Origin of the sequence: Candidatus Sulfotelmatobacter sp. (assembly GCA_036500765.1) — a bacterium.
Taxonomy (GTDB): Bacteria; Acidobacteriota; Terriglobia; order Terriglobales; family Acidobacteriaceae; genus Sulfotelmatobacter.
In genome coordinates this window covers 407,713-429,714 of the sequence record DASYBM010000004.1, presented here as the reverse complement: position 1 = coordinate 429,714, position 22,002 = coordinate 407,713, and the positions used below count along the sequence as shown (strand labels likewise).

Annotated in this window: 21 protein-coding genes; 10 read left to right on the top strand and 11 right to left on the bottom strand. The window is 57.5% G+C overall.

Annotated features, from left to right (window positions below; all coding sequences use genetic code 11):
• Positions 1-354 precede the first annotated feature (354 nt).
• From ileS to VGM18_04570, 3 genes are all read left to right on the top strand, one after another.
• The gene (gene ileS / locus VGM18_04580; protein ID HEY3972256.1) at positions 355-3,213 is read left to right on the top strand and encodes an isoleucine--tRNA ligase; all 2,859 of its coding nucleotides are present in this window, start codon (positions 355-357) and stop codon (positions 3,211-3,213) included.
• Between the two features lie 82 nt (positions 3,214-3,295).
• Positions 3,296-3,799: a signal peptidase II gene (lspA, locus tag VGM18_04575; GenBank protein HEY3972255.1), complete on the top strand. Its 504-nt coding sequence runs from the start codon at positions 3,296-3,298 to the stop codon at positions 3,797-3,799.
• 129 nt (positions 3,800-3,928) lie between these two features.
• The gene (locus VGM18_04570) at positions 3,929-4,171 is read left to right on the top strand and encodes a hypothetical protein (GenBank protein HEY3972254.1); all 243 of its coding nucleotides are present in this window, start codon (positions 3,929-3,931) and stop codon (positions 4,169-4,171) included.
• A gap of 39 nt (positions 4,172-4,210) precedes the next feature.
• Here the strand turns inward: VGM18_04570 and VGM18_04565 are convergent, their stop codons facing one another.
• Together VGM18_04565 and VGM18_04560 are read right to left on the bottom strand one after the other, a co-directional pair.
• On the bottom strand, positions 4,211-6,325 hold the full coding sequence (locus VGM18_04565) for a transglycosylase SLT domain-containing protein (GenBank protein HEY3972253.1): 2,115 nt from the start codon (positions 6,323-6,325) through the stop codon (positions 4,211-4,213).
• 510 nt (positions 6,326-6,835) lie between these two features.
• On the bottom strand, positions 6,836-7,987 hold the full coding sequence (locus tag VGM18_04560) for a GAF domain-containing protein (protein HEY3972252.1): 1,152 nt from the start codon (positions 7,985-7,987) through the stop codon (positions 6,836-6,838).
• A gap of 291 nt (positions 7,988-8,278) precedes the next feature.
• Here VGM18_04560 and VGM18_04555 point away from each other — a divergent pair, with 291 nt between their 5' ends.
• From VGM18_04555 to ung, 5 genes are all read left to right on the top strand, one after another.
• Positions 8,279-8,971, top strand: coding sequence for a sigma-70 family RNA polymerase sigma factor (locus tag VGM18_04555; GenBank protein HEY3972251.1), 693 nt, complete (start codon positions 8,279-8,281; stop codon positions 8,969-8,971).
• A gap of 32 nt (positions 8,972-9,003) precedes the next feature.
• Positions 9,004-9,261 (top strand): anti-sigma factor, encoded by a 258-nt coding sequence (locus tag VGM18_04550; protein ID HEY3972250.1) that lies wholly within the window; start codon positions 9,004-9,006, stop codon positions 9,259-9,261.
• 208 nt (positions 9,262-9,469) lie between these two features.
• Positions 9,470-10,684: a hypothetical protein gene (locus VGM18_04545; protein HEY3972249.1), complete on the top strand. Its 1,215-nt coding sequence runs from the start codon at positions 9,470-9,472 to the stop codon at positions 10,682-10,684.
• 299 nt (positions 10,685-10,983) lie between these two features.
• Positions 10,984-11,217 (top strand): hypothetical protein, encoded by a 234-nt coding sequence (locus VGM18_04540; GenBank protein ID HEY3972248.1) that lies wholly within the window; start codon positions 10,984-10,986, stop codon positions 11,215-11,217.
• A gap of 244 nt (positions 11,218-11,461) precedes the next feature.
• On the top strand, positions 11,462-12,136 hold the full coding sequence (ung, locus tag VGM18_04535) for a uracil-DNA glycosylase (GenBank protein HEY3972247.1): 675 nt from the start codon (positions 11,462-11,464) through the stop codon (positions 12,134-12,136).
• A 102-nt stretch (positions 12,137-12,238) separates the two neighbouring features.
• Here the strand turns inward: ung and VGM18_04530 are convergent, their stop codons facing one another.
• From VGM18_04530 to VGM18_04505, 6 genes are all read right to left on the bottom strand, one after another.
• Positions 12,239-13,567, bottom strand: a complete 1,329-nt coding sequence (locus VGM18_04530) for a citrate synthase (GenBank protein ID HEY3972246.1) — start codon at positions 13,565-13,567, stop codon at positions 12,239-12,241.
• A 158-nt stretch (positions 13,568-13,725) separates the two neighbouring features.
• Positions 13,726-14,832 (bottom strand): M48 family metallopeptidase, encoded by a 1,107-nt coding sequence (locus VGM18_04525; GenBank protein HEY3972245.1) that lies wholly within the window; start codon positions 14,830-14,832, stop codon positions 13,726-13,728.
• Between the two features lie 235 nt (positions 14,833-15,067).
• Positions 15,068-15,748, bottom strand: coding sequence for a hypothetical protein (locus tag VGM18_04520; protein HEY3972244.1), 681 nt, complete (start codon positions 15,746-15,748; stop codon positions 15,068-15,070).
• 301 nt (positions 15,749-16,049) lie between these two features.
• Positions 16,050-16,463, bottom strand: a complete 414-nt coding sequence (locus VGM18_04515) for a putative toxin-antitoxin system toxin component, PIN family (GenBank protein HEY3972243.1) — start codon at positions 16,461-16,463, stop codon at positions 16,050-16,052.
• On the bottom strand, positions 16,460-16,732 hold the full coding sequence (locus tag VGM18_04510; protein HEY3972242.1) for a ribbon-helix-helix domain-containing protein: 273 nt from the start codon (positions 16,730-16,732) through the stop codon (positions 16,460-16,462). The genes VGM18_04515 and VGM18_04510 overlap by 4 nt, the downstream gene beginning before the upstream one ends.
• Positions 16,733-16,832: 100 nt before the next feature.
• A complete protein-coding gene (locus VGM18_04505) occupies positions 16,833-17,396 on the bottom strand; it encodes a hypothetical protein (GenBank protein ID HEY3972241.1) in 564 nt (187 codons plus the stop codon).
• A 665-nt stretch (positions 17,397-18,061) separates the two neighbouring features.
• Here VGM18_04505 and VGM18_04500 point away from each other — a divergent pair.
• Positions 18,062-18,244, top strand: a complete 183-nt coding sequence (locus tag VGM18_04500; protein HEY3972240.1) for a hypothetical protein — start codon at positions 18,062-18,064, stop codon at positions 18,242-18,244.
• On the opposite strand, the gene VGM18_04495 is transcribed toward VGM18_04500, so the two are convergent.
• A complete protein-coding gene (locus VGM18_04495; protein ID HEY3972239.1) occupies positions 18,235-19,509 on the bottom strand; it encodes an inositol-3-phosphate synthase in 1,275 nt (424 codons plus the stop codon). The genes VGM18_04500 and VGM18_04495 overlap by 10 nt on opposite strands.
• Before the next feature lie 677 nt (positions 19,510-20,186).
• Between VGM18_04495 and VGM18_04490 the strand changes: the two genes are divergently transcribed.
• On the top strand, positions 20,187-20,621 hold the full coding sequence (locus VGM18_04490; protein ID HEY3972238.1) for a hypothetical protein: 435 nt from the start codon (positions 20,187-20,189) through the stop codon (positions 20,619-20,621).
• Positions 20,622-20,737: 116 nt separating this feature from the next.
• Here the strand turns inward: VGM18_04490 and VGM18_04485 are convergent, their stop codons facing one another.
• Together VGM18_04485 and VGM18_04480 are read right to left on the bottom strand one after the other, a co-directional pair.
• The gene (locus VGM18_04485) at positions 20,738-21,460 is read right to left on the bottom strand and encodes a GAF and ANTAR domain-containing protein (protein ID HEY3972237.1); all 723 of its coding nucleotides are present in this window, start codon (positions 21,458-21,460) and stop codon (positions 20,738-20,740) included.
• A gap of 153 nt (positions 21,461-21,613) precedes the next feature.
• On the bottom strand, positions 21,614-22,000 hold the full coding sequence (locus VGM18_04480; GenBank protein HEY3972236.1) for a nitroreductase/quinone reductase family protein: 387 nt from the start codon (positions 21,998-22,000) through the stop codon (positions 21,614-21,616).
• Positions 22,001-22,002: the final 2 nt, after the last annotated feature.

Sequence of the window (22,002 nt, the reverse complement as noted above, 5' to 3'; positions counted from 1 at the left end):
CAAGTTGCTTCGTTCTCGTGTCGATTTCGTAAAGAGATACCGATCCCGCCAACATCAGTCCAAGTATGTCAAACGGCTCTCTCTCCCACTTAAAATTGTACCCCTAACGGAGTGATTTCAACAGTGCATTTCATTGTGCTTAACAAGTTTAGAAAATTATTCCCTCCCGCAAGGACGGGCCAGGTCGAGGGATTTCCGGTCGCGGTCGCCGAGTACTGTGCATGTTCCGGACGGTTTTGACGGTTGTAACGACCCCTGCGAACTTGGTCGTAATCCATCCAGTGCATACATGGACGTTCCCCCGCTTTGCTCCCTATAATGAAAGGATTCAACCATTTGAGAGGACGCGACTGAGTGCCGCTTGAACTGAAGGCCACCATCAACCTGCCGAAAACCGCCTTCCCCATGAAGGCCAATCTGCCCCAGAACGAGCCCAAAATGCTGGAACGCTGGGAGCAGATGAGGATTTACGAGCGTATCCGGCAGGCCAGAAAAGGAGCGCCGCGCTACACCCTGCACGACGGTCCGCCCTACACCAGCGGCCCCATCCATATGGGCACGGCGCTGAATAAGTGCCTCAAGGATTTCATCGTCAAGTCGAAGACTATGGCGGGATTTGACGCGCCTTACGTGCCCGGCTGGGACTGCCACGGCTTGCCCATCGAGATCAAAGTAGATAAAGAACTGGGCGGCAGGAAGCTGCAAATGCGCCCGAGCGACGTGCGCGCCGAGTGCCGCAAATACGCCCAGAAATTTCTTGATCTCCAGCGCAACCAATTCAAGCGCATCGGCGTCTTCGGCCGTTTTGACCGCCCCTACGCCACCATGAATCCGCAGTACGAGTCGGTGGTGCTTTCGACGTTCTTCGCTTTTTATGAGAAGGGATTCGTCTACAAAGGCCTGCGCGCCGTCTACTGGTGCATGCACGACGAAACCGCGCTGGCCGAGGCCGAAGTCGAATACGAGAATCACACCAGCCCAACCGTGTGGGTGAAGTACGCGCTGCTCGACGATCCGACTACCATTGATGCGGCGCTCGCCGGAAAAACAATTTCGACGATCATCTGGACCACCACTCCATGGACCCTGCCCGCCTCCATGGCCGTGGCCTTTCATCCCGACGAAGAGTACGTCGCGCTGGAATCCGGCCGCGAAGTTTATATCGTTGCGTCGAAACTGGCCTCGGAAGTTGCGCAGAAGTGCGACTTCGCCGATCCCAAAGAACTCGCGCACTTCCCCGGCCGAAAGATGGAGCGCCTGAACTTCCAGCATCCCTTTCTGGATCGCAAGATTCTGGGCGTGCTTGCCGACTACGTCACTATGGACACCGGCACCGGCGTCGTCCACACCGCGCCATCGCACGGCGCGGAGGACTTCATCACTGGCATGAAATATGGCCTCGACGCCGCCAGCAACGTCGATGAAAAAGGCATCCTCCGCAACGGCCTGCCGGAGTACACCGGCCAGTATGTCTTCAAAGCCAATCCGATCATCGTCGAATTGTTGCGGTCCCGCGGAGCCTTGCTCCACGCGGACAAGATCGAGCATACCTATCCCCACTGCTGGCGCTGTCACAATCCGGTAATCTTCCGTGCCACCGAGCAGTGGTTCATCTCGATGGAAACCCCCATGCCCGGTGGACGGGGAAGAGAAGACACCCTCCGCACCCGCACCCTGGAAGAAATCAAGAAAGTGAAATGGGACCCAGCGTGGGGCGAAGAGCGCCTCTCGAACATGATCGCGACGCGCCCGGATTGGTGCATCTCGCGTCAACGAGTCTGGGGCGTGCCCATTGCCGTTTTCCTGTGCGAGGCCTGCGGCAAGCCGCTCAACAATCACGCGGTCAACGCCAAAGTTGTGGAGCTTTTTGCCAAGTCCGGCGCCGATGCCTGGTTTACCCCAGAGTCCGACACAATTCTCCCCGCAGAAACAAAATGCCCGCATTGCGGCGGCGCGAAGTTCGAAAAAGAAACCGACATCTTCGATGTGTGGCTGGAATCGGGCGCGAGTTACCTGGCACTTATTGCCGAGGAAAAGACGGCTGACGAACCCGACTATCCCTGGCCTTCCGATCTCTATCTCGAAGGCGGAGACCAATACCGCGGATGGTTTCAGTCTTCCCTGCTCTGCGCCATGGGCACCCACGGCACGCCGCCCTACAAGGGCGTGGTTACGCCCGGATGGACGCTCGACGAAAAAGGCCAGGCCATGTCGAAGTCGCGCGGCAACGATGTCGATCCCGTCGACATCTCGAGCCGGCTGGGCGCAGAAGTTGTGCGCCTGTGGGTCGCCTCGGTCGATTTCCGCGAAGATGTCGTCGGCTCCGAAGCGCTGATGCAGCGCGTCGCCGAGAACTATCGCGAGATTCGCAACAAGCTATTCAAGAACGCGCTGGGAAACTTATACGATTTTGATCCGCAGTCGAACGCCGTGCCCTTCGAAAAGCTCGATCCGCTGGATCAGTACATGCTTCGCCAGACCTCGGCGCTGGTGCGGGATGTCCGCAAGTGGTATGACGAATTTGCCTTTCACAAAATCTACCATCGCGTCAATCATTTTTGCGTAGTCGAGCTGAGCGCGTTTTACTTCGATGTCATCAAAGACCGGCTATACACCTACGCTCCGAATTCAGCCGGGCGCCGATCGGCGCAAACCGCGGTCTGGCGCATCGGCGAGGCCGCGGCCCGCCTGCTGGCGCCCATTCTGAGCTTTACTTGTGAAGAGGTCTGGCAGCACCTGCCGAAGATGCCCAATCGCCCTGAGAGTGTACATGTCGCGGCCTTCCCGGATGCCGCCGACGTACTCGGTAGTTCTTCAGCGACTGAAGACGACCCGCAACAGCAGGATTGGACCACGCTTCTTGCCGTGCGCGAACAGGCATTGAAAGCATTGGAAGAGGCGCGCAACAGCAAGCGCATCGGAAAAAGCCTGGAAGCGCAGCTGGTAATCACGACCTCCGATCCGGTGTATTCCGTGCTGAAGCGTCATGCCGGCGAGCTGCGCTACTTATTCATCGTCTCGGCAGTGACGCTCGTGCAGGGCACGGGGAACGGGAGTGGCGGCGTATCCATCGAAGTGAAAAAGGCCGACGGCGCGAAGTGCGAGCGCTGCTGGAATTACTCTACCCACGTCGGCGAAGACCATACCTATCCCACCGTCTGCGAGCGTTGCAGCGCCGCGCTCAAAGAAATCGCCGCGGAGACGGCTCGGTGAAGTCATCAGCTCCGTCTCGAACCGGCTCCGCTCTGCGGACGATCCGCAACGCCATGTTGCGGGGTATGTTTTCAGGAACCGAATGACCCGTAATTCCGCCCGCGTCACTCACTTTGTAATCGCCCTGCTCGTGGTTGGGCTCGACCGCTGGAGTAAGCGCCTAGTCGCCGCCCACATCGCGATGTACTCGCACATCCAGATCATCCCCGGATTTTTCCGGCTCACGCATACCGAAAACACCGGCGCGGCCTTCAGCCTCTTCGCCGAATCTCCGTCGCACTGGAAGATCGCAATGTTGATCGCCTTCTCTACCGTCGCCATGGTGATCGTCTCGGTTCTGCTTTGGAAGCAGACCAGCGGAATTACCGTCACCGGCATCGCATTGTCATTGATTCTGGGCGGTGCCGTCGGAAACCTCTGGGACCGCGTGGCCAGCGGGAGCGTCGTCGACTTTCTGCTCGTCTATTACAAGCAGTATCAGTGGCCGGTGTTCAATCTGGCGGACAGCGCAATTGTTATCGGGGCCTCGCTGCTGGTGATCGAAATCCTGTGGGCGAGGCCGCATCCTTTGGACCAACATTCTTAGCCCAACATTCTTAGCTCCTTACTCATAGGGACCTGGAGGTGATAGGAGCCGGGATTATCGCTAGTGAGTATCTCGTGCACTCAAGCCCGTTAGGCTTTCTGCCGATAGGGTCAGCAGGAGAATAATCTCATGCTTAGTTCTATTAACAGCCTCACATTCGCGCAACCTGCTGCGGCGGCCCCTCCGGCGCCCGCAAAAGCATCGGCGCAGCCCATCCCGGTGGACACAGTGCAGATCAGCAGTGCCGCGAAAGCTCTCTCGCAGGAAGCTCTCGAGACCCCCGCACAGACTGCCAAAGAAGCTGCTGCGGGCGACCCTCAGGCCATACGATTATTGGCGAAGCATCAGCACGCACAGAAAACTTCAACCTAGTAAGCTCGCGCCGGAAGAGACTGCGCACCGGCGCATATTTCACGGCGTGCCGTACAACTGCTTATACACCGCGGCATTGCGCAAAATCGCCTGTACATAATCCCGCGTTTCGGTGAATGGAATCGACTCCACAAACTCAGTCGTGTCGCGATACTTCCCTTGCCCCATCCATTCCTCAACGCGATCGGAACCGGCGTTGTAGGCGGCGAGTGCGTGCTCGAACGATCCGCCGAACCGGTCGACCATTCCGCGAAAATACCGCGTGCCCAGTTCCAAATTAACGGTCGGAGTAAATAGCTGAGTCGAGCTATAACGTTTCAGCTCGACTTGATGAGCAACAGTCTTGCCGGTTTTCGGCAGTAACTGCATCAGCCCCACCGCATTGGCGCGCGAAACCGCGACCGGATTAAACTCCGACTCCTGGCGAATCAGCGACGCCACCAGATACGGATCGAGCCCATTGGCCATCGAAAATCTTTTCAGATCGGCCCAATAAGGCCGCGGAAACAGCGCCTCCCAATAGGCCCGCGGCAAGGTTGGAATGTCGACCGCGAAATAACTAGGGACGGAATGCTTCATCACCTCGATGGCGCGATCGTAATGGCCGGTGTCGGTGTAAAGCTGCGCCGTCTCCGCCGGCCCCCAGTTGCCGCCGTCGGCGTTGGCAGCGGCCTGCAACTCGCGCACGGCAAAATCGACCAGCCCTCCATTCCCGAGCAACTCCGCCTTTTGCAAGTGCAGATCGTCCGCCGGAGGTTCGGCCAGCGTTATTTTCTCGCCGTGCTCGAGCGCTGGAATGCGATCAAGCAGCGCATATTCGCCGGGAGGATCGTCGCCGGCGGGAAGTTTCTTCAACCGCTCCCGTCCCAGCTCGGCATAATAATAATTCTTGAAGCGTTCAGACAATTTCTGGTAATAAGCCCGAGCCATGGCGGGCTGCTTATCTTCCTCCGCCAAACGCGCCCGCCAATAGAGCGCCGCGGAGGTCTCGTTGCCTCCCGGATACAGAGCGATCTGTTCGTCGAAAAGTTTCTTCGCTTCATCGTTGCGGCCGAACCGCAGCGTGAGCCACGCCGCCTTCCAGTGCGCATAGGACGCATGCGAACCCTTAGGAAACCGCACCTGAAGTTCGCCGAACGCGGCCAATGCCTGGTCATATTCGTGATGCACCAGATGCAGATTCGCCGCCGACAGCAGCGCCGATTCCAGCCAGGCGCTCGTCGGCGCGCTCTGTCGCAACTCGTCCACGCTCCGATAGAACGCTTCGTTCTCGTCCGATGACCACGCCACTTCCCCGAGAATGTACAAGCGATGCGCCATCTGATCGTTGCTCGCGCCCGGGAGCGTCGTCAATTCCGCCTTGGCTTCGCGGTTTCTTCCACTGCGATGCAGCGCATCGGCCAGCGCCAGCTCCGCCGCCGGACGCCCCTCCGGAGTCGCATGGCTGGCCAGTTCGCGATAAACGTCGGTGGCATCGTTATAGCGCTTGGCCTTCATCAGCAAGTCGGCCCGCGTTTTGAGTTGCGTCGGAGTTGCCGGCGGCAGCGGACGCAGTTTTTTCAATTCCGCGTAAGCCGGATCCGCCTCTGCCGCAGTCGGCATGTTGTAATAAACGTTCGCCAGCGCCTCGGCCGCTTTCGCCGTCTCACCCAGGCCGGCGTAGGCTTTGCCTAAAGCAAATTCGAAGTCCGATCGCGCCGGCAGACGATCTTTCTCCAGCAACTCCACAGCTTCCGCGGAGCGCCCTTCCGCCGCCAGCGCGTTGGCATAACTCAGGTGCGCGTCGCGAACCAGCAGCGAATCCGGATAAGTCGTCTCAAAGTTGGCAAGCGTCGCCAGACCCTCGGCCTGATGCCCGGTTTGCAGGTAGCAGCTTCCGAGATAATAGCCGACATAGTCGCCGAGATCGCCGGCGCGAGGCTTGGCGCGATTCAAGGGATCGATAGCTTTGCCGCAATCGCGATCAAGCACGCGCGCGTATCCCACAACCAGCCATGCTAGAGCCCCAGCATCTTCTTTGGAGTGTGCCCGGGCATAGCCTTCCACGCCGGAATAACCGGCGGGCGACCGATCCTGAATCAATCGCTGCGCCATGGGCCGAAGCGTCGTCGATGCGACGAACGCCTGCCGAATGCGCCGTACCCGCGGCGACATCGCCCGCCTTCTCCTCTTCGCAACCGCGGCGTGGGTGGCAGAAGCATGGTTAGCAGAAGTACGACCAGCAGAGGCATGGGAGGGAGTGGCCCGACTGGATGCGGCTCCTGTCTTCTTCGCCGGAGTTTGTGCTACGGCGGCTTTGCCAGATGCAGCAGAAGTTTTCGGTGACGAAGTTTTCGGGGTAGCCGGCGCGGATTTCTGCGGCGTCGGAGGCGTCGGCTTGTCCGCATTATCCGAAGCCGCAGGAGTGGCCTGTCGGGGAAAAGCCGCTATCGACGAAGTACCGCACAGAAACCCGCACAGCACGCCTAGTGCGAGCACCCACCATTGGTTGTGACGCAATCGAGCCACCTTAGTATTTTCGCGCGGAGACGCGCATGCCAGAACCCCGGGACCAAGCCCGCCGTCTTATTAGATGCTTAAACGTTATTCGATGCTTAAACGGCGAGGCTGAGATGGCGCCTGCGAACACTGTCAGCGCCAATCCCAAAACCAATTTCCCAAAACCTACCGCCGGAAGTTCGCGCCCATCACCGAATAGTCGTCCTCGGCCAGGCTGCGCACAACTTCCTTTTGAAAGTAGTCGCCACCGGCCGCGGCAGTACTGCCGTAGCGCTTCTGAAACGTGGAGCGGCTCTTTTCAATATCTTCCTTCAGGCGATCATAAAGGTCTTTGCTGCGACGGCCCTCCGCCACCTTCGCCTGGTTATAGAGCTTGATCTCGTCCACCAGCAGCCTCGCGAAGCGTTGCGCCTTGCGATGGGTATCGGCGTCTTCCGCGGACATCCCGGCAAACGGGTCGGCGGCTGTAGCCGGCGCCGCGGCACTCGCCGCCGCAGCATGGGTCGCCACTTCGACCACCTCCGCGGCCGGTTCGGGTTCGGGTGCAGATTCACGAGCGGCCACCGGCGCCCCATGTTTCGGAGCGTGCGCCGCGAAGGGATCCGAGAAGGAAGTCACACTCTGCATCGGGGACGCAACCGGCGCCCGCTCGACTCGTTCCACCGCCGGACTTGGCTCGCTGAGCTCTCGCTGCGACTGCTTGCGCAGCGAAGCCAGTTCCAACCACGCGCTCGCCGTCATCACCAGCACTTCCAGCGACGGCCCATCCAGCACGCCCTCCGAGCCGCCATCGGCATACAACAATGCCGCAACTTTATCTTTCAGAACCAGCGGCAGCACCAGGATTTGCTCATTCTCCGGCCCGCCAAACTGCTTCACGAACCGCCGGTCCATCTCGGCAATATTCGCCGGGGCCACGGTACGGTTCTGGTAAGCATGAGCCGCCGGCCCGGTGCTCATGTCGAGCGGGAAATCCTTCACCGAATCGTCTTCGCCGAAGCCGCGGCCTTGCCATCCCGTAGCCGCTCCGCCTTTCACCACAAAAAGCGCGACCCGCGAACCGTACGCGCCACCCGCTTCCAGCAAGGCGCGCAGAATTTCTTTTTGCGTCGAGCCCGCATGAATCCCGGCGATGGCCTGCGCCAGGTTGCCGTGAACGGCGCTCCCAACAAGGCTTTCAGCCGATGCCACCGGCGCCGCAGGCAACGATGCCAGCACGCGCTCGACCACCTCCGCCTGCAATTTGGGAAGCTGCCGCTCGAAAACTTGCGCCACCGCCCGCTCGATGATTTGCTGGAGTTCCTTGCTTTCCGCCATGCTCAGAGAACCATTCCTATATCCTGCGCTCCGAACCACCCAAAAACACTGCCCTAAGTGCTGATTATACGGTACTTGTGCGAGGCCCCTAGAGTACTTCGGTACCTGCTCATCCGGGGTTTCCGCCCCGTTGGAACTTTATCGCAAAGTTTTCTTGCCGGATACGCCAAAAGCCCCTACGCAAACCCCCGGGTTACCAAGTAGAATAACAGTTTTGGTTTCGCGGTTTCGATCACGTGAGGACGTACCGTTAACGATTAACTACCCGGAAAATACTGCATCGCCAAGCGAATGGGAGCCATCCAAAACAAAGTAGTCGGACCTGTCAGCGAAGAGTTGACCCTCGTACAAGCGGCGAAAAAGGGCGACGACTCCGCGTTTGAGGAATTGGTCCGCCGTTACGATCGCAACGTTTTCCGGATCGCGCAGCACATCACTCAGAATCGCGAAGATGCGGAAGATGTGGTGCAGGAAGCGTTCCTGAAGGCTTACGGGAATCTGGCGCAGTTCCAGGAGCAGTCGAAGTTTTATACCTGGCTGGTGCGCATCGCGGTCAACGAAGCGCTGATGAAGTTGCGCCGGCGCAAGCCCGAGCGCACCGTTTCGCTGGACGAAGACATCAAGACGGAAGACGATTCCCTGCCCCGCGAGATCGCGGACTGGAGTCCGAATCCGGAGCAGCAATACACGCAGTCGGAGCTGCGCGAGATTTTGAGCAAGACCATCCAGGGCCTGCCCCCGGGCTTCCGGACGGTGTTCGTGCTGCGGGACGTTGAGGGTCTCTCGACGGAAGAAACGGCGGCCGCGCTGGAGTTGAGCGTGCCCGCCGTGAAGTCGCGACTGTTGCGGGCTCGCCTGCAACTGCGCGACAGGCTAGGGCGCTACTTCCAGCGTAGAGAACCTGGCAACGGCCCTGGCAATGGCAAAGACGGCAATGGCAAGAATGGCGACAAGGACGGCGAAGTTGAGAGCGACGAAGTTTAAACGGGCAATGCTCCAAGCGGAGAAGGCAACCAGTGAAATGCTCTGAATTCCTGACTGAGCTGACCAGTTATCTGGACGGCGTGCTCGACGAGAAAACCAAAGTCGAGTTAGAAAATCATCTTTCCTGGTGCCACAACTGCTACGTGGTCTGCGACACAACCAAGAAAACTATCGAGATTTACCGCGACTCGCAACTCTACGAACTCCCCGAAGACCTCCGCGGACGCCTGCGCTCGGCCATCATGACCAAGTGCCAGCAATACAAGAAGCGCGGACCGCAGAGCGTCTAACCAGCCACAGCGAAAGTAGTGGTAGTACGCCTTTCATCCTGAGCGTAGCCGTTCTTCAGGCGAAGCGAACGATCTCAGTCTCAACTGCTCCTGGAGCGTCAGCTAAACAAAAATTCCCAGACCGCGAGTCGATCTGCCGCAGCCCGGGTTCATTGCAGGCAGGTTCATTGCAAGCGAGCCATCTCACGTAAAAAGAACGGATATTTCCATGAGACGCCTGCTCTCCTTTCTTCCTGCCTTGACCCTGGTTGCGGTCTGCGTCGCTCAGAGCCTTCCTCCTGCGGACACCGAACCCGGGCCGCAAACTCCGACCATTACCGCCTCTCTCGATGGCCCGCGCATCGCGGTCTTCGAGTCGTATCATGATTCCTGTTCGGTGGACGACATCCCGGACGCCATGGCCCGCGCCTTCCGCGATTACGCCGGCACGATTCACTTCGTCACCGCAAGTTCCATGATGTTTCAAAGCCTTGGCCCGACTCTCGAAACCCTGCAACACAGTTGCACCCCGGCCTACTCTTCCGCGAACGATGGCAATCCCGCGCATTATAACGATCAAGTCTGGCTCGACTCGTTCTATACCTTTGATGGCAAGAAAATCGCCGCGCTCTCGCATACGGAGTATCACGGATGGTCCTTCACCGGCGAGTGCGACACGCAGAACTACGGCGAGTGCGAATACGACGCCGACACCTATCATCAATCAAACGATGGCGGGTACATCTTCGAGTCCTTCGCAGCGCCAAAGAATTACCTCGCCGGAATCCCTTACAAATACATCGTTGACGACGGGCCCTCCGGCTACAGCGTCGATTCCAACGTGATCAGCTATGGCGGATGGTATTACGCGATCGCAACTTCGTGGACCTGGCCGCCGAACTGCACCGGCACCACCGGATCCAATCCGTGTCTGACTAGCGGCGGCGCGCCCATTCGCACGCAGGACGTGTTCGATCCGGCCTCGTGGCGCACTTGGAACGGCACAGACTTCTCCGTGTCGTTCGTCGACCCCTACCTCGGTCCCGTGCAAAATCCCCAGCAGCATGTCTTCACGCCGGTCCCGTACATGTTTGCCATAAACGGCCTGAATGTATACCAGTCCCAGTTGGGAAATATTGTGGTCGCCACGCTCTGGGATTACTGGAACGGCGCATTAGGCGTGCCCGGCCTGTATCTGACAACCTCGGCCGATCTCGTGCACTGGACCAAACCCGCACTCGTAGTCAGCCTGGCCGACGTTCGCGCCATCGATCCCAAGGGCAGGTGGCTCTATGCCTATTTCTCCCTGATCGATCCCGACGCGCCCGATCTCAATTTCTCGATCATCGGCAACCATCCCTATTTGTATTACGTGCGTCTCGATCTCAACGGGCAGGATCGAGTGGTGTTCCGCCAAAGGTTGAGCCTGAAGATCAGCCCATAGGCTTTAGGCCCTAGCCTTCCGGAGTTGAGCGTGCGTTCTATTCCGTCCCGAAGGCGCATGAAATGTTTTCCCCGTCTCGCGTAACTATATAGAAGACAATGAGTTCCCGAACCATGCGCCGTACTGTTGGCTTCTTTTACGAAAACCTCAACCCTTTTGGCAATCGGTGAATCTAAGTATTCAGCAAGTAGCGCTCCGCAGTTGGAAATGCCGGGAGCGCTGGACTTTTCAGCGACATATTTTCCGTAAACGCCTAACCCAGGGACTCGGCATACACGCTCAGGTATGGAAGGTGGGTCATGATTGGAAAACTGATGGATGCCTTTTTCGGTTGCAGGCACGCCCGCTATAGCTTCCCCGTAACCATTCGAAAAGCAACCCGCCGTCCCAAAGCCGCGGATTTGACCGGCACCTACGTCGCTTGCCTGGATTGCGGCAAAGAATTTCCCTATGACTGGCAGGCCATGAAAGTCATCACTTCCCCCGAGCGTCATCGCGAGCAACTGGCAGAATTAGCCAAGCACGCCGCCTAGCCCGGCTTCTCGGCGGGGTGGTCCAGGCTTTTGATCTCGCGGACACAAGCAATCCTCTGGGTGCCCCATCCTAGCGCGCTCTTTGCGCTAGGGTGGGTACTATGCTGCCCGTAGCGCAGGTTTTGACTCCGCAGGAATCTCACCTTCGAATCAGCGACCTAGCCCCACAAGACTCAAAAAGGATGCGTCGCAGGTCCGGACCGAGAAAGCTAAAATCGACGCTGAGAGACGAGGCCGCCTGCCCATGAATGGAATCAAGATTAAACTCGAGAAAAGTTGGAAAGACGCTCTCCGCGCCGAACTCCAAACGCCAGAGATGGCCAAGCTGTGGTCATTTGTAGAAAATGAGTACGCCGGCCGAAAGCCAATCTACCCTCCTAAACATGAAATATTCGCAGCTCTTGATCGTACGCCCTTCGACAGGGTAAAGGTCGTCGTGATTGGTCAAGATCCATATCACCGCCCCGCTCAGGCTAACGGGCTTTGCTTTTCCGTTCGCAAGGGCGAGAAACTTCCACCCTCACTTCGCAATATATTTGAAGAACTGCGCCGTGAATTCGATTATGAAATTCCAACGAGCGGGGATCTCTCTGAGTGGGCCAAGCAGGGGGTGCTACTCTTAAACAGCGCTCTCACGGTTGAGGAACGGAGACCTGGCTCTCATCGATCGAAATGGAAACATTTCACCGACAAGATCATCGAAAAACTCGCTGCGAAACCAGAACCTCTCGTATTTATTTTATGGGGCAGGGACGCGCAAAGAAAGGCTGCGCAAATCGATACTGGTAAACATTTGGTCTTAGAATCGGCGCACCCGTCCCCTTTTTCCTGTCGCGATTTCTTTGACAAGGATCATTTTAAAAAGGCGAACGAGTACCTGCGCAAAAACAAGCAGGAACCCATCAATTGGCAACTTTAAAAAAACGGAATTGCGGGTTTTATTTTTGGGGTCCTAGCGGCTTTTGTAAACCAGATAAAAATGCCCGGCCGGAAACGCGAGGCATTTCTCGTTCTGCCAGGTTTACCGCGCCGGGTACTCCGCCGGAACCGCCGCCGCCACCCGCTTGTCGATCGGCACAAACTCCCGTTCGCCATGTCCCGTATAAACCTGGCGTGGCCGCGCGATCTTCTGCTCCGGATCGGTGATCAGCTCCTGCCACTGCGCCAGCCATCCTGCGGTCCGCGGAATGGCAAACAGCACGGTGAACATCTCCGGCCGGAATCCCATCGCCTGGTACATGATCCCGGAATAAAAATCGACGTTAGGATACAGTTTGCGTTTCACGAAATAATCGTCTTCGAGGGCAATGCGCTCCAGTTCGAGCGCGATGTCGAGGTTGGAACTGCGCCCCGTAACCTGGAAGACTTGCTCGGCGCTCCAGCGAATAATTTTTGCCCGGGGATCGTAATTCTTGTAGACGCGGTGCCCAAAACCCATCAGCTTGATCTGTCCATCTTTGACGCGCTTGATGTAGGCCGGCACGCGGTCTTTCGATCCGATCTCATCGAGCATCTTCAATACTTCTTCATTCGCCCCGCCGTGCAGCGGCCCAGCCAGCGCCGACGCCGCCGATGCCACCGATAAATAAGGATCGGCCTGCGAACTGCTCACCGCTCGCATCGCATTGGTGCTGCAGTTCTGTTCGTGATCCGCATGCAGAATAAACAGAATGTCCAGGGCGCGCGCAATCGCGGGATTGGCCACGTATTTCGGCTCAACCATCTTCCACAACATGTTCATGAAATTTTCGGTATAGCTCAAATCGTTGTCGGGATACACATAAGGAAAACCCACGTTGTGCCGATACGACATGGCCGCGATCGACGGCACTTTGCCGATGAGCCGCGAAATCTGATGCAGCCGGTTCGCCGGATCATGCACATCCTTGGCATCGGGATACACGCTCGACAAAGCCGCAATCGTGCTCACGAACATCGACATGGGATGCGACGAATAGCGAAAGCCCTCCATGAATTTCTTCGTCGTCTCATGCAGCATGGTGTGGTGCGTGATGTCGTAGACCCAGGCCTTCAGCTCTTTCTCAGTCGGCAATTCGCCGAACAATAGAAGATAGGCAACTTCCAGAAACGTGCACCGCTCCGCCAGAACTTCAATGGGATATCCCCGATAGCGCAGGATCCCCTTGTCGCCGTCAATGTAAGTGATGGCGCTCTTGCACGAGGCCGTATTCATAAACGCCGGGTCGTACGTCATCAACCCGAAATCGTCGGCGTCCGTTTTGATCTGCCGCAAATCCATCGCCCGAATCGTGCCGTTCTCAATCGGAACGGTATACGCCTTGCCGGTGCGATTGTCGGTGATACTCAGTGTGTTGTTGTTTTCTGGCATGGAAATGTGCGCCTGCTTCCAGCTATGCTGCAACAACTTGATTCTACGGCAAACGCCGCACCACAAACAAAACCGGCGGCCACGGCCGCCGGTTCTCTAATTCAATGAATCGTTAGCTTGACGAATCCCTGGTTCGACGAATCCTGGTTCGACGAATCCTAGTTCGACGAATCGTCCCGCCGCTTCAGCGTCGGGCGATCGTCATCGCTCTTGCCGTCGTCGGACTTGTCGGTCGGGTTCGACGTCCTTCGCAGGCTGGGCTTATTCGAGTCTTTTTCGTCGATTACCTTATGCTTGTTCTCGATCGCCGCCAGACGCGCCTTCACTTCATCAAACTCCGACGTCGTCACTACATACTGCTGCTTGGCAGGAAGAATCTTGCGAATCTCTTCCTGGGACGCCTGGATCCGATCCGGAGTCGGAGGATGAGTTTCGAAGGCTTTCGACAACGTACCGGGCTTCTTCTTCTCCATCGCCTGAATCTTTTCAAAGAATGACACGAACGCCGACGGATCATATCCGGCGCGGTACATGTACTGAATACCCAGGTAGTCTGCCTGCGCCTCAAAGCCGCGCGAGAAGTGCAGGAAGGTCAGCGGAATGCCGAGTCCCATGCCTTCATAAATCCCATATCCCAGCGCGCCGCCCATAAAAATCGCGGGCAGCGATGCCAACTGCAACAGGTTCATCCGAGTCATTTCACGGCCATAGTGGCAGGCCGCGACATGGGCGATCTCGTGCGCCATCACGCCCGCCATTTCCGCTTCTTCGTCCGCCGCCAGAATCAGCCCGGAGTTCACATAGAAAAATCCGCCCGGCAGCGCCATGGCGTTCACTACGTCAGAGTCAATCACTTTGATGGTGAACGGCACTTGCGCGTCGGAATTGCGCACGATATTCTGCCCTACCCGGTTCACGTATTCGGTGATCACCGGATCGTTCACCAGCTTGATCTGCGATTCGATCATCTGGGCGTAGCGCCGCCCCTGCGCCACCTGGCTCTCAACGCTGTACCAGTTGCCCACGCCGCGACCGCATCCCACATTGCGGTTGCCCACGGCATCCACATCCGTCTTGCCGCCGTCATGCTTGATCTGGCTGTCATCCTGGGTGGGCAACGTGGCCGGCTTCTGCGAAGGACCAGTCGGCACCTCTCCGGCTTTCGGCTGACTTGTGTCTGGGTCGGAAACTTGCGCCACCATCGTGCAGGGCCCCGCGCTGAACGCCGCCACTGCCGCCGCGATTGCCATCCACCTGAGTTTCATAACGCTACTCCTTGGACCTTACGACTATGCCCCGATTATACCCCCGCCCGCAAGACACCAAGCCCAATCTTTATCCTCAAGTTTAGACGCGGGAAAAAGAGTCTCGGGTTATCCCGTGTGCCAGATAAGTCTCCGTCCAGGCATATCAGCCTGACATGCAGGGCTCATGTGGAGACAGCCGCCCCCGCGGTGTCGGGCGGCCCAAGTTTATCGGGCCGCAGCACTCTCCCGTCAGTTATCTGTTCCGCGCCGCTTGTGTCTTCCTTCGCCTCTCCGGAACTCTCTTCACGCTTGATGGAGGCTTGCGTTGGGTTGGGTCGCCTGGATCGTAGATGGCGCTGTCAGTTTTCGTCGGATTGTGCTCGTAGCGCAGCGAGGTTGGCCAGCGTGGGCCATCGGGTGTGGAGTCGGAACTCCCACTTCTCGCAAAATCGGCGAGAAGTGGGGCGCCCGCTGTTGCCTGGCTTTCGACAGTCTTTGGCGTGGTTTGGATTTCGGCGTAGCCGGTGGCTGTGTTCGAGACTGCGATTACTGTAATGCCGGGTGCGGGTTTGGGTGGTTCGGGTGCCGCGGGATAGTCGGGGACTTCGGTGACGGCGCTGGTCAGGTTATTGAAGCGGGCGCGCTGGGAATTTCTTACGGCGATGTAAAGGGCCTTGAGGATGAGGTCGGCGCGGCGGAGATCGATGGTGTTGCGGGCGAGGGCGTTGATGACTTCCATCAGCGAGGCTTGGATGGCTTCTTCATTTTCGATGAGAGCGATGGGATGCAGGCGCGAGCCGGGCGGCGTTTTGACGCCGCGAATCATGCGCTGGTGGAAGTAACAGAACTGCTCTCCGCGAAGAGCGGGGGAGCCGCAGCGGACTCCGGTGACCTTGATGTGGGTGCATTCTTTGACGCTCGGGTGAATCGGCATAGGCGTTTTTATATCTCCAGAATTTTTAAAATACTTTTTGGCTAAATACTTGGCGTGAAAGGAGTTAGGGTCCGCGGATATGACCGTGTCGAGGCAAAATCTTAAGAATGAGGGGTTTAGGGCGAAAATATTGCGGACAAAGGACCTAACGTTAGTGGGCTGGCCCGGTGTGGTCTCGGGGATGACCATTGGTTCGGTGAAGGTGTTGGGCATGAAGTCCCAGTGTGGGACTTTGAGATTTCTCAGTAAAGGTCGTTCGTCACAAGAAAAAAATAAAGTGCTGTGGAAAACGTCCTAACGGCTATCCCCGCTTCGCTAGGTGGTTTTGAAGGAACTGTCGCGGCGTGACGATAGAGATCGATTGGTGGCTGCTCAGAGCCAGAAGGTGGCGGTCGCCCGAAACAATGAAATCCGCTCTAGCGGCCAGCGCGCATTCGAGGATGCGGTCATCGTCCGGATCATCGCGAATGACTTTAACTGTGGTGCGTGTCACTACCAGTTCGCCCATATCCCATAATCGCATCAGCACTTCTTGCAGCACGGACGGTGCCCAACCGAACTTCTCCCCGAGAACTCTGCGAACCTCGGCTTGGATCGTTTCGGAATAGAACAGCTCGCATTCTCCGGATTCAGCCAACTCCAGCACGCGTCTAGGGATACCGCCGAACACGAGCGCCGACACGATCACGTTCGTGTCCACGACAATGCGCATCATTTTTTCACTGTTCTTTTGCTTCTTGGGCTTCCGGCGTTGGTCCGTACTTCGTGGACGAGGCGGTCTACGTCTGACTCACGGATGCCTTGGCGGTCGGCGGTGGCGCGGCCGTAGGCGTTAATATCGTCCCACCAGGAGCGGCGTTCGTAGTGGCGAAGGGCTTCGCGGATGAGTTCGCTCATGGTACGACTTTCCTTTTTCGCGATGGATTGCGCGCGCTTGAGCATGTCCGGAGGCAGGGTGACGGAGAGGGTTCTGGTGTTGCGCATGAGAATATTGTATAGCAGGACTAGGCGAGATTTGGCGTGATTTCCCTCCGAGGATCGCAAACACCGGGGCGGGTGTGCGAATTTTTAGACTTCCGATGCCTCAGTTCGTCGGGCTTTCAGTTTTTTCGGCGAGATTCTTCGGGTCTTCGGCTTGTCCCCCAGCAAGTTGAGCCGATTGAAGGGACTCTCGAATCTTGTCAGCCTCCGAAATCAAGAGCCTTTGCACTTCTGCCTCATCCTGGCGCTGGAGCTCCATAGCCTCGCTCGGTGATAGTGGTTTGTATTGCGTTGTATCAGTTAGTGAGCCCAGAACGACTGCTGATGGCGGCGGCAATGGCTGAATATTGTGAGCCTCCCGGAGGATTTGGACCAGGTCCCCTGGTGAGTGAAATCCTCCCATATACACCAGTTGGTTCCCTATCTGTTGTAAGAGGAATTGGGCAGCCGGTTCGGAGGGCTTCGGCTTGGCGAGCAAGGTGTGCAGCGCGATTCCTGCCGCCAACGCGAGTACTAGCAAAATCAGACAGGTTGAGATCCAAGGCGCTGCCAGAGGGTGAGTAACAAAGAGCCAGAGGCAAAATCCGCAAAAGACGAGGCTGGCGCAGATAACCGCTGTTCTTCCCTCCAGTCGTGCCGCAATCGCCTTTGTCCAGTCGAGATTCATTCGACGGTGATACCACCGTCCGGCTCCTGTCCTGCACGGAGGCCTTCCGGCAAGTGCATCCAATGTCCAACGAGGATAGAGGAGATCTTTACGGCCCGTAGTGCATTGCCACCGAAGAACAGTTGGCAGTTCTGCACATGACAGTCTTTCAGACGAAAGTTCGCTTTCGATGTTGTTAGCTGACAATCGATGAAGACGCAGTTCGAAAATGTGTACCCATCCAAACTTATCGTATTGTTCTTGTATACCCGCCGGTCGATAACGTGAGTCTGAAGAGCCAGAGGCGAGGCGTACCGCGGAGAAGCCTGCCTCAGGTTTGAAAGAGGAACGAGTTTCTTGTTTTCTTCGACCATGCTCGGTACCTGCGCAGAGGATGCTACGGGCCAAAATCCACCAAGTCAAGAGGGGTTGCACCGCTGACGCCATGAACCGCCTCAAGTTCGCGTCCTTATTTACACTGGGGGCGGGGAATGCAAACGGCTGCGAAAATCGAGTGCTAACCCAAGGTCCCTCGACTGCGCGGGTCGGATCGCTTTGCTCTCCGACTCGCTTCGCTCGGGATGACAATCGTTTCGGACGACAATCGTTGGGATGACAATCGAGGGCAAGGGCGCTGCGGCCCTATTCTTCTGGGTCGCTGGACAGCCCGGAGTAGAATGGGTTGTATGGCTAACAGACTCGTTCCTGCTGGACGGACCGACGATTACGATTTCATAGGCCGGCTCGACGGAGTGTTTAAGATCGTGGGCGACATCGAGTCGCCCGTCGATCCGCTGGAAGCCTGGCTTTACGATCTAAATAATCTCGATCTAAATCATCTCGATAGCGAACTCGACCCTCAGTCGTAATACTCCAGTCCCAGGTGTGTGATCAGGCCTTCGCCTTTCAGGTGGCGCAGCGTGTTTTTGAGTTTCATCGACTGGATGAACAAGTCGTGCTCGGGATAAAGTCCCGGCGGAGTCATGGGCGATTTGAAGAAGAAGCTGAGCCATTCCTGAATGCCGAGGCCGCGCAGCTCGGAGCTGCGCTTGGCCAGGTCGAGGAACAGGACGAGGTCGAGCACGATGGGCGCTGCGAGAATCGAATCGCGGCACAGGAAGTCGACTTTGATCTGCATGGGATAGCCGAGCCATCCGAAGATGTCGATGTTGTCCCAGCCTTCTTTGTTGTCGCCGCGCGGCGGGTAATAGTTGATCCGCACTTTGTGGAAAATATTTCCGTAGAGTTCGGGATAGAGCGCGGGTTGCAGGATGTGTTCGAGGACTCCGAGCTTGGATTCTTCTTTGGTTTTGAACGACCCGGGATCGTCGAGCACTTCACCGTCGCGGTTGCCGAGGATGTTGGTGGAGTACCATCCGCTGAGGCCGAGCAGTCGCGCTTTGAAGGCGGGCGCGAGCACCGTCTTCATTAGTGTCTGGCCGGTTTTGAAATCTTTGCCGCAGATGGGCGCTTCGTTCTTGCGGGAGAGTTCGAGCATGACCGGCAGATCGACGGTGAGATTCGGAGCGCCGTTGGCGAAGGGCACGCCTTCCATCAGCGAGGCGTAGGCGTAGATCATGGAGGGCGCGATCATTTCGTCGTTCTCGCGCAGCGCTTTTTCGAACGACTTGAGTGACTGATGGGCGGCGGTGGCCTCGATGTAAGACTCGGTCGATCCGCACCACATGGTGACGAGGCGGGTAGCGCCGCTGGTCTTTTTGAAGTCGCGGATGTCGTCGCGCAACTGCTCGGCGAGGTCCATCTTCGTTTTGCCCTTCTTCACGTTGGGCCCGTCGATCTTCTTGACGTAGTTGTGATCGAAGACGGCGGCGCGCGGCTTGATCGACGAGAGGAATGGCTTGAGTTGTTCGAGCAAACGATAATCGAGCACGCCGGCGTTGGTGGCAGATTCGTACATGTTGTCTTCAAAAATGTCCCAGCCAGTGAAGACCAGATCGTCGAGTCCGGCGAGCGGGACGAACTCTTTTACTTTAGGAGACCGGCCGTCGGTGCGCTTGCCCAGACGAACGGTTCCCATCTGGGTGAGCGATCCGATGGGCTTAGCCAGGCCTTTGCGAATGGCCTCGACGCCGGCGACGAATGTCGTCGCGACCGCGCCCATGCCGGGGATCATGATGCCGAGCTTGCCGGTGGCGGGCTCAATGGTGCCGGGCTCACTGGAGGCAGGCTTACTGGTGACGGTATTCGTCTTTGTACGCGACGGCTTGGCGACACTGGTACGGGCGGCCAGCTTCATCTCGCGGGAGGCGCGCTCGGCGTGGGCGAGAGCGGTCTCGCGATGTTCATGCTCGCGGGCTGCGGCTGAGGTAGAGAATTGCTTGCGATGGCGGCGGCCGTCCGCATCCCACCAATCGGCCATGAAGGCGCCGGGGCGTTTCTGGTACATTTGTCGTCCTTTCGAGGTGGCGGTGGCTCGACACCGCCACCCACACATTTTCATAATCGCATACGCTTGTGCATGCTGGCAAACGGGAGCAGCGAAACGAGGTTATGGCTACACGACAAATTACTTGAGTACCGCGAAAAGTGTGAATGGGGGCGATAGATTTTTTGCGTTGGACTCTGGCACCGGTCGTGTTGCATAGTGGAATCACTTCGCAAGCGGCTCAGTCAGCCAGTCCGCGAAGCTGCTGTTTGCGTGCCAGCCGTGCTGCGGCATGCAATTCTTTTTGACCCCGTTGATCTCCACCCAAATCTGAGCCCACGCCATTCGGCCCTAACCGCCGGTAGTGTGCTCTTCAGACGAGTTCTTCCCCGCGAACAACGCTCGCGAAGAACTAAGGAGATTCCATGAACACTATTCGCAAATTCGCCTACGCCGCGCTGTTGGCGGCAACCACTGTGAACTTCGCCCCCACACCGGCTTCGGCTCAGGAACCGGCGCACGGCAAGTTCACGCTCAGCCATGAGGTGCATTGGGGAACGGCGACACTTCCGGCGGGAGACTACGAGTTCTCCTTCGATACGAACGGCATTTCGCCAGTCTTGAACCTGAGCAAGATCAGCGGATCGCGCACCGGGTTCATGATGCTGGTGCCCATTACCGAAGATACCAAGTCAACCGACCTGAGTCGTCTGCTGCTCGAAGCTACGCCCGAGGGCAGCTACGTCAGCGCCATGCAACTGCCGGAGTTCGGCATGACGCTCCGCTTCCCGGTGCCGTCGCGTGCGATGGAGAAGCCGATCGCCAACGCGGGAACGGTGGCTGCGGCGACGGGGCAGTAGCCGTTTTATTCTCTACCGCGGAACCGAGGGCGGATAGCCGTTACGGCGATCCGCCCTTAATTTTGTTGTTGAAAACTCCGGAATGACAACCGCTAAGAAAATTAGAACGCTAAACGCTAAATTGCGCCGCCGACCGAATTTCCGCGAACGTCGTCACTCAGCACGATGGCTTCGGCGATTTCTTTCATGGGCTTGCGCTTCTGGCGGCTTTGGCGTTGCAGCGCCAGATAGGCCTGCTCTTCGTTGAGTCCCAGATCGCGCTGTAGGATGCCTTTGGCGCGCTCGACGACTTTTCGCGTTTGCAACTGTTCCGTGAGGGAAGAGTTCGCTTCCTCGAGGCGCGCCAATTCCAGTTCGGCGCCCACCAGAAATCCGACGGTTGAGAGCATACGAATTTCGCGGCGCCGGTAAACATGATGTTGCTTGTGTTGGAGGTTGATGACGCCGACCACGTTCCCGCGGCACATTAACGGCACGGAGAGGAACGCCTCGAAGCTGTCTTCCGGCAATTCGTGGAAGAATTGGAAGCGCGGATCGTGCGCCGCTTCTTCGGGAATGGCCACGGGTTCGCGATGCTCGGCGACCCATCCGGTAATGCCTTGTCCCACGCGAAGTTTGAGCCGATCGACGACATCAGGATGCGGATTCTTCGAAGCCCGCAGCACCAGTTCATCGCCTTCGAGAATATAGATGAGGCAGGAGTCGCACTTCACCAATGCGGAAGCGAATTCGACAACGCGAGTCAGAACTTCGTGAAATCCGTTGGCCGTTCCCAGCCGTTCGCCGATCTCGTGCAGTACATCTACGTGTGAGTCCTCAACTGAAATAAAGGTTTCCATACGCTACATTATCGATCTTGTAGAGATTAAGTCTAATTCCAAATTTTGATGGGCAGGATAAAGGAATTCCGTAGCGATTGTTACGAACGTTTAACATTCTTTTGCGAAAATCCCCACTCAAGCCAACATCGGGCTTGAGTGGGCCACCCGTTTTCATTTGCTTGATGCGGAGGGCATCTGCGCTACTACGGCAACGTCAAACTTTGAATAGTATTTCTTCACATCGCCGGCCCCATACTTGTGGCGGAATTTCTCGACTACCGACGATACCTGTTTGCCATCGGTGATGGGAACGGCGTGGAATTCAGCCTCTGCGCCCCGCGCATCGACCCGAATCTTCGGATTCTTGAGTGCGTTCTTGTACCACTCGGTGTCCGATCCGTGTACGGGCAGCAGGTAAAGCTTATCGGCCTCGAAGACGAACCAGACCGGGTTCGAGATCGTACGGCCTGACTTTCTGCCGGTCACGCTGAGGTTGATTTCCAGATCCCGCGAAAGGCGCTCTGTTATGTCACTTATGTCACTGTTCCGCGCTGGCATAG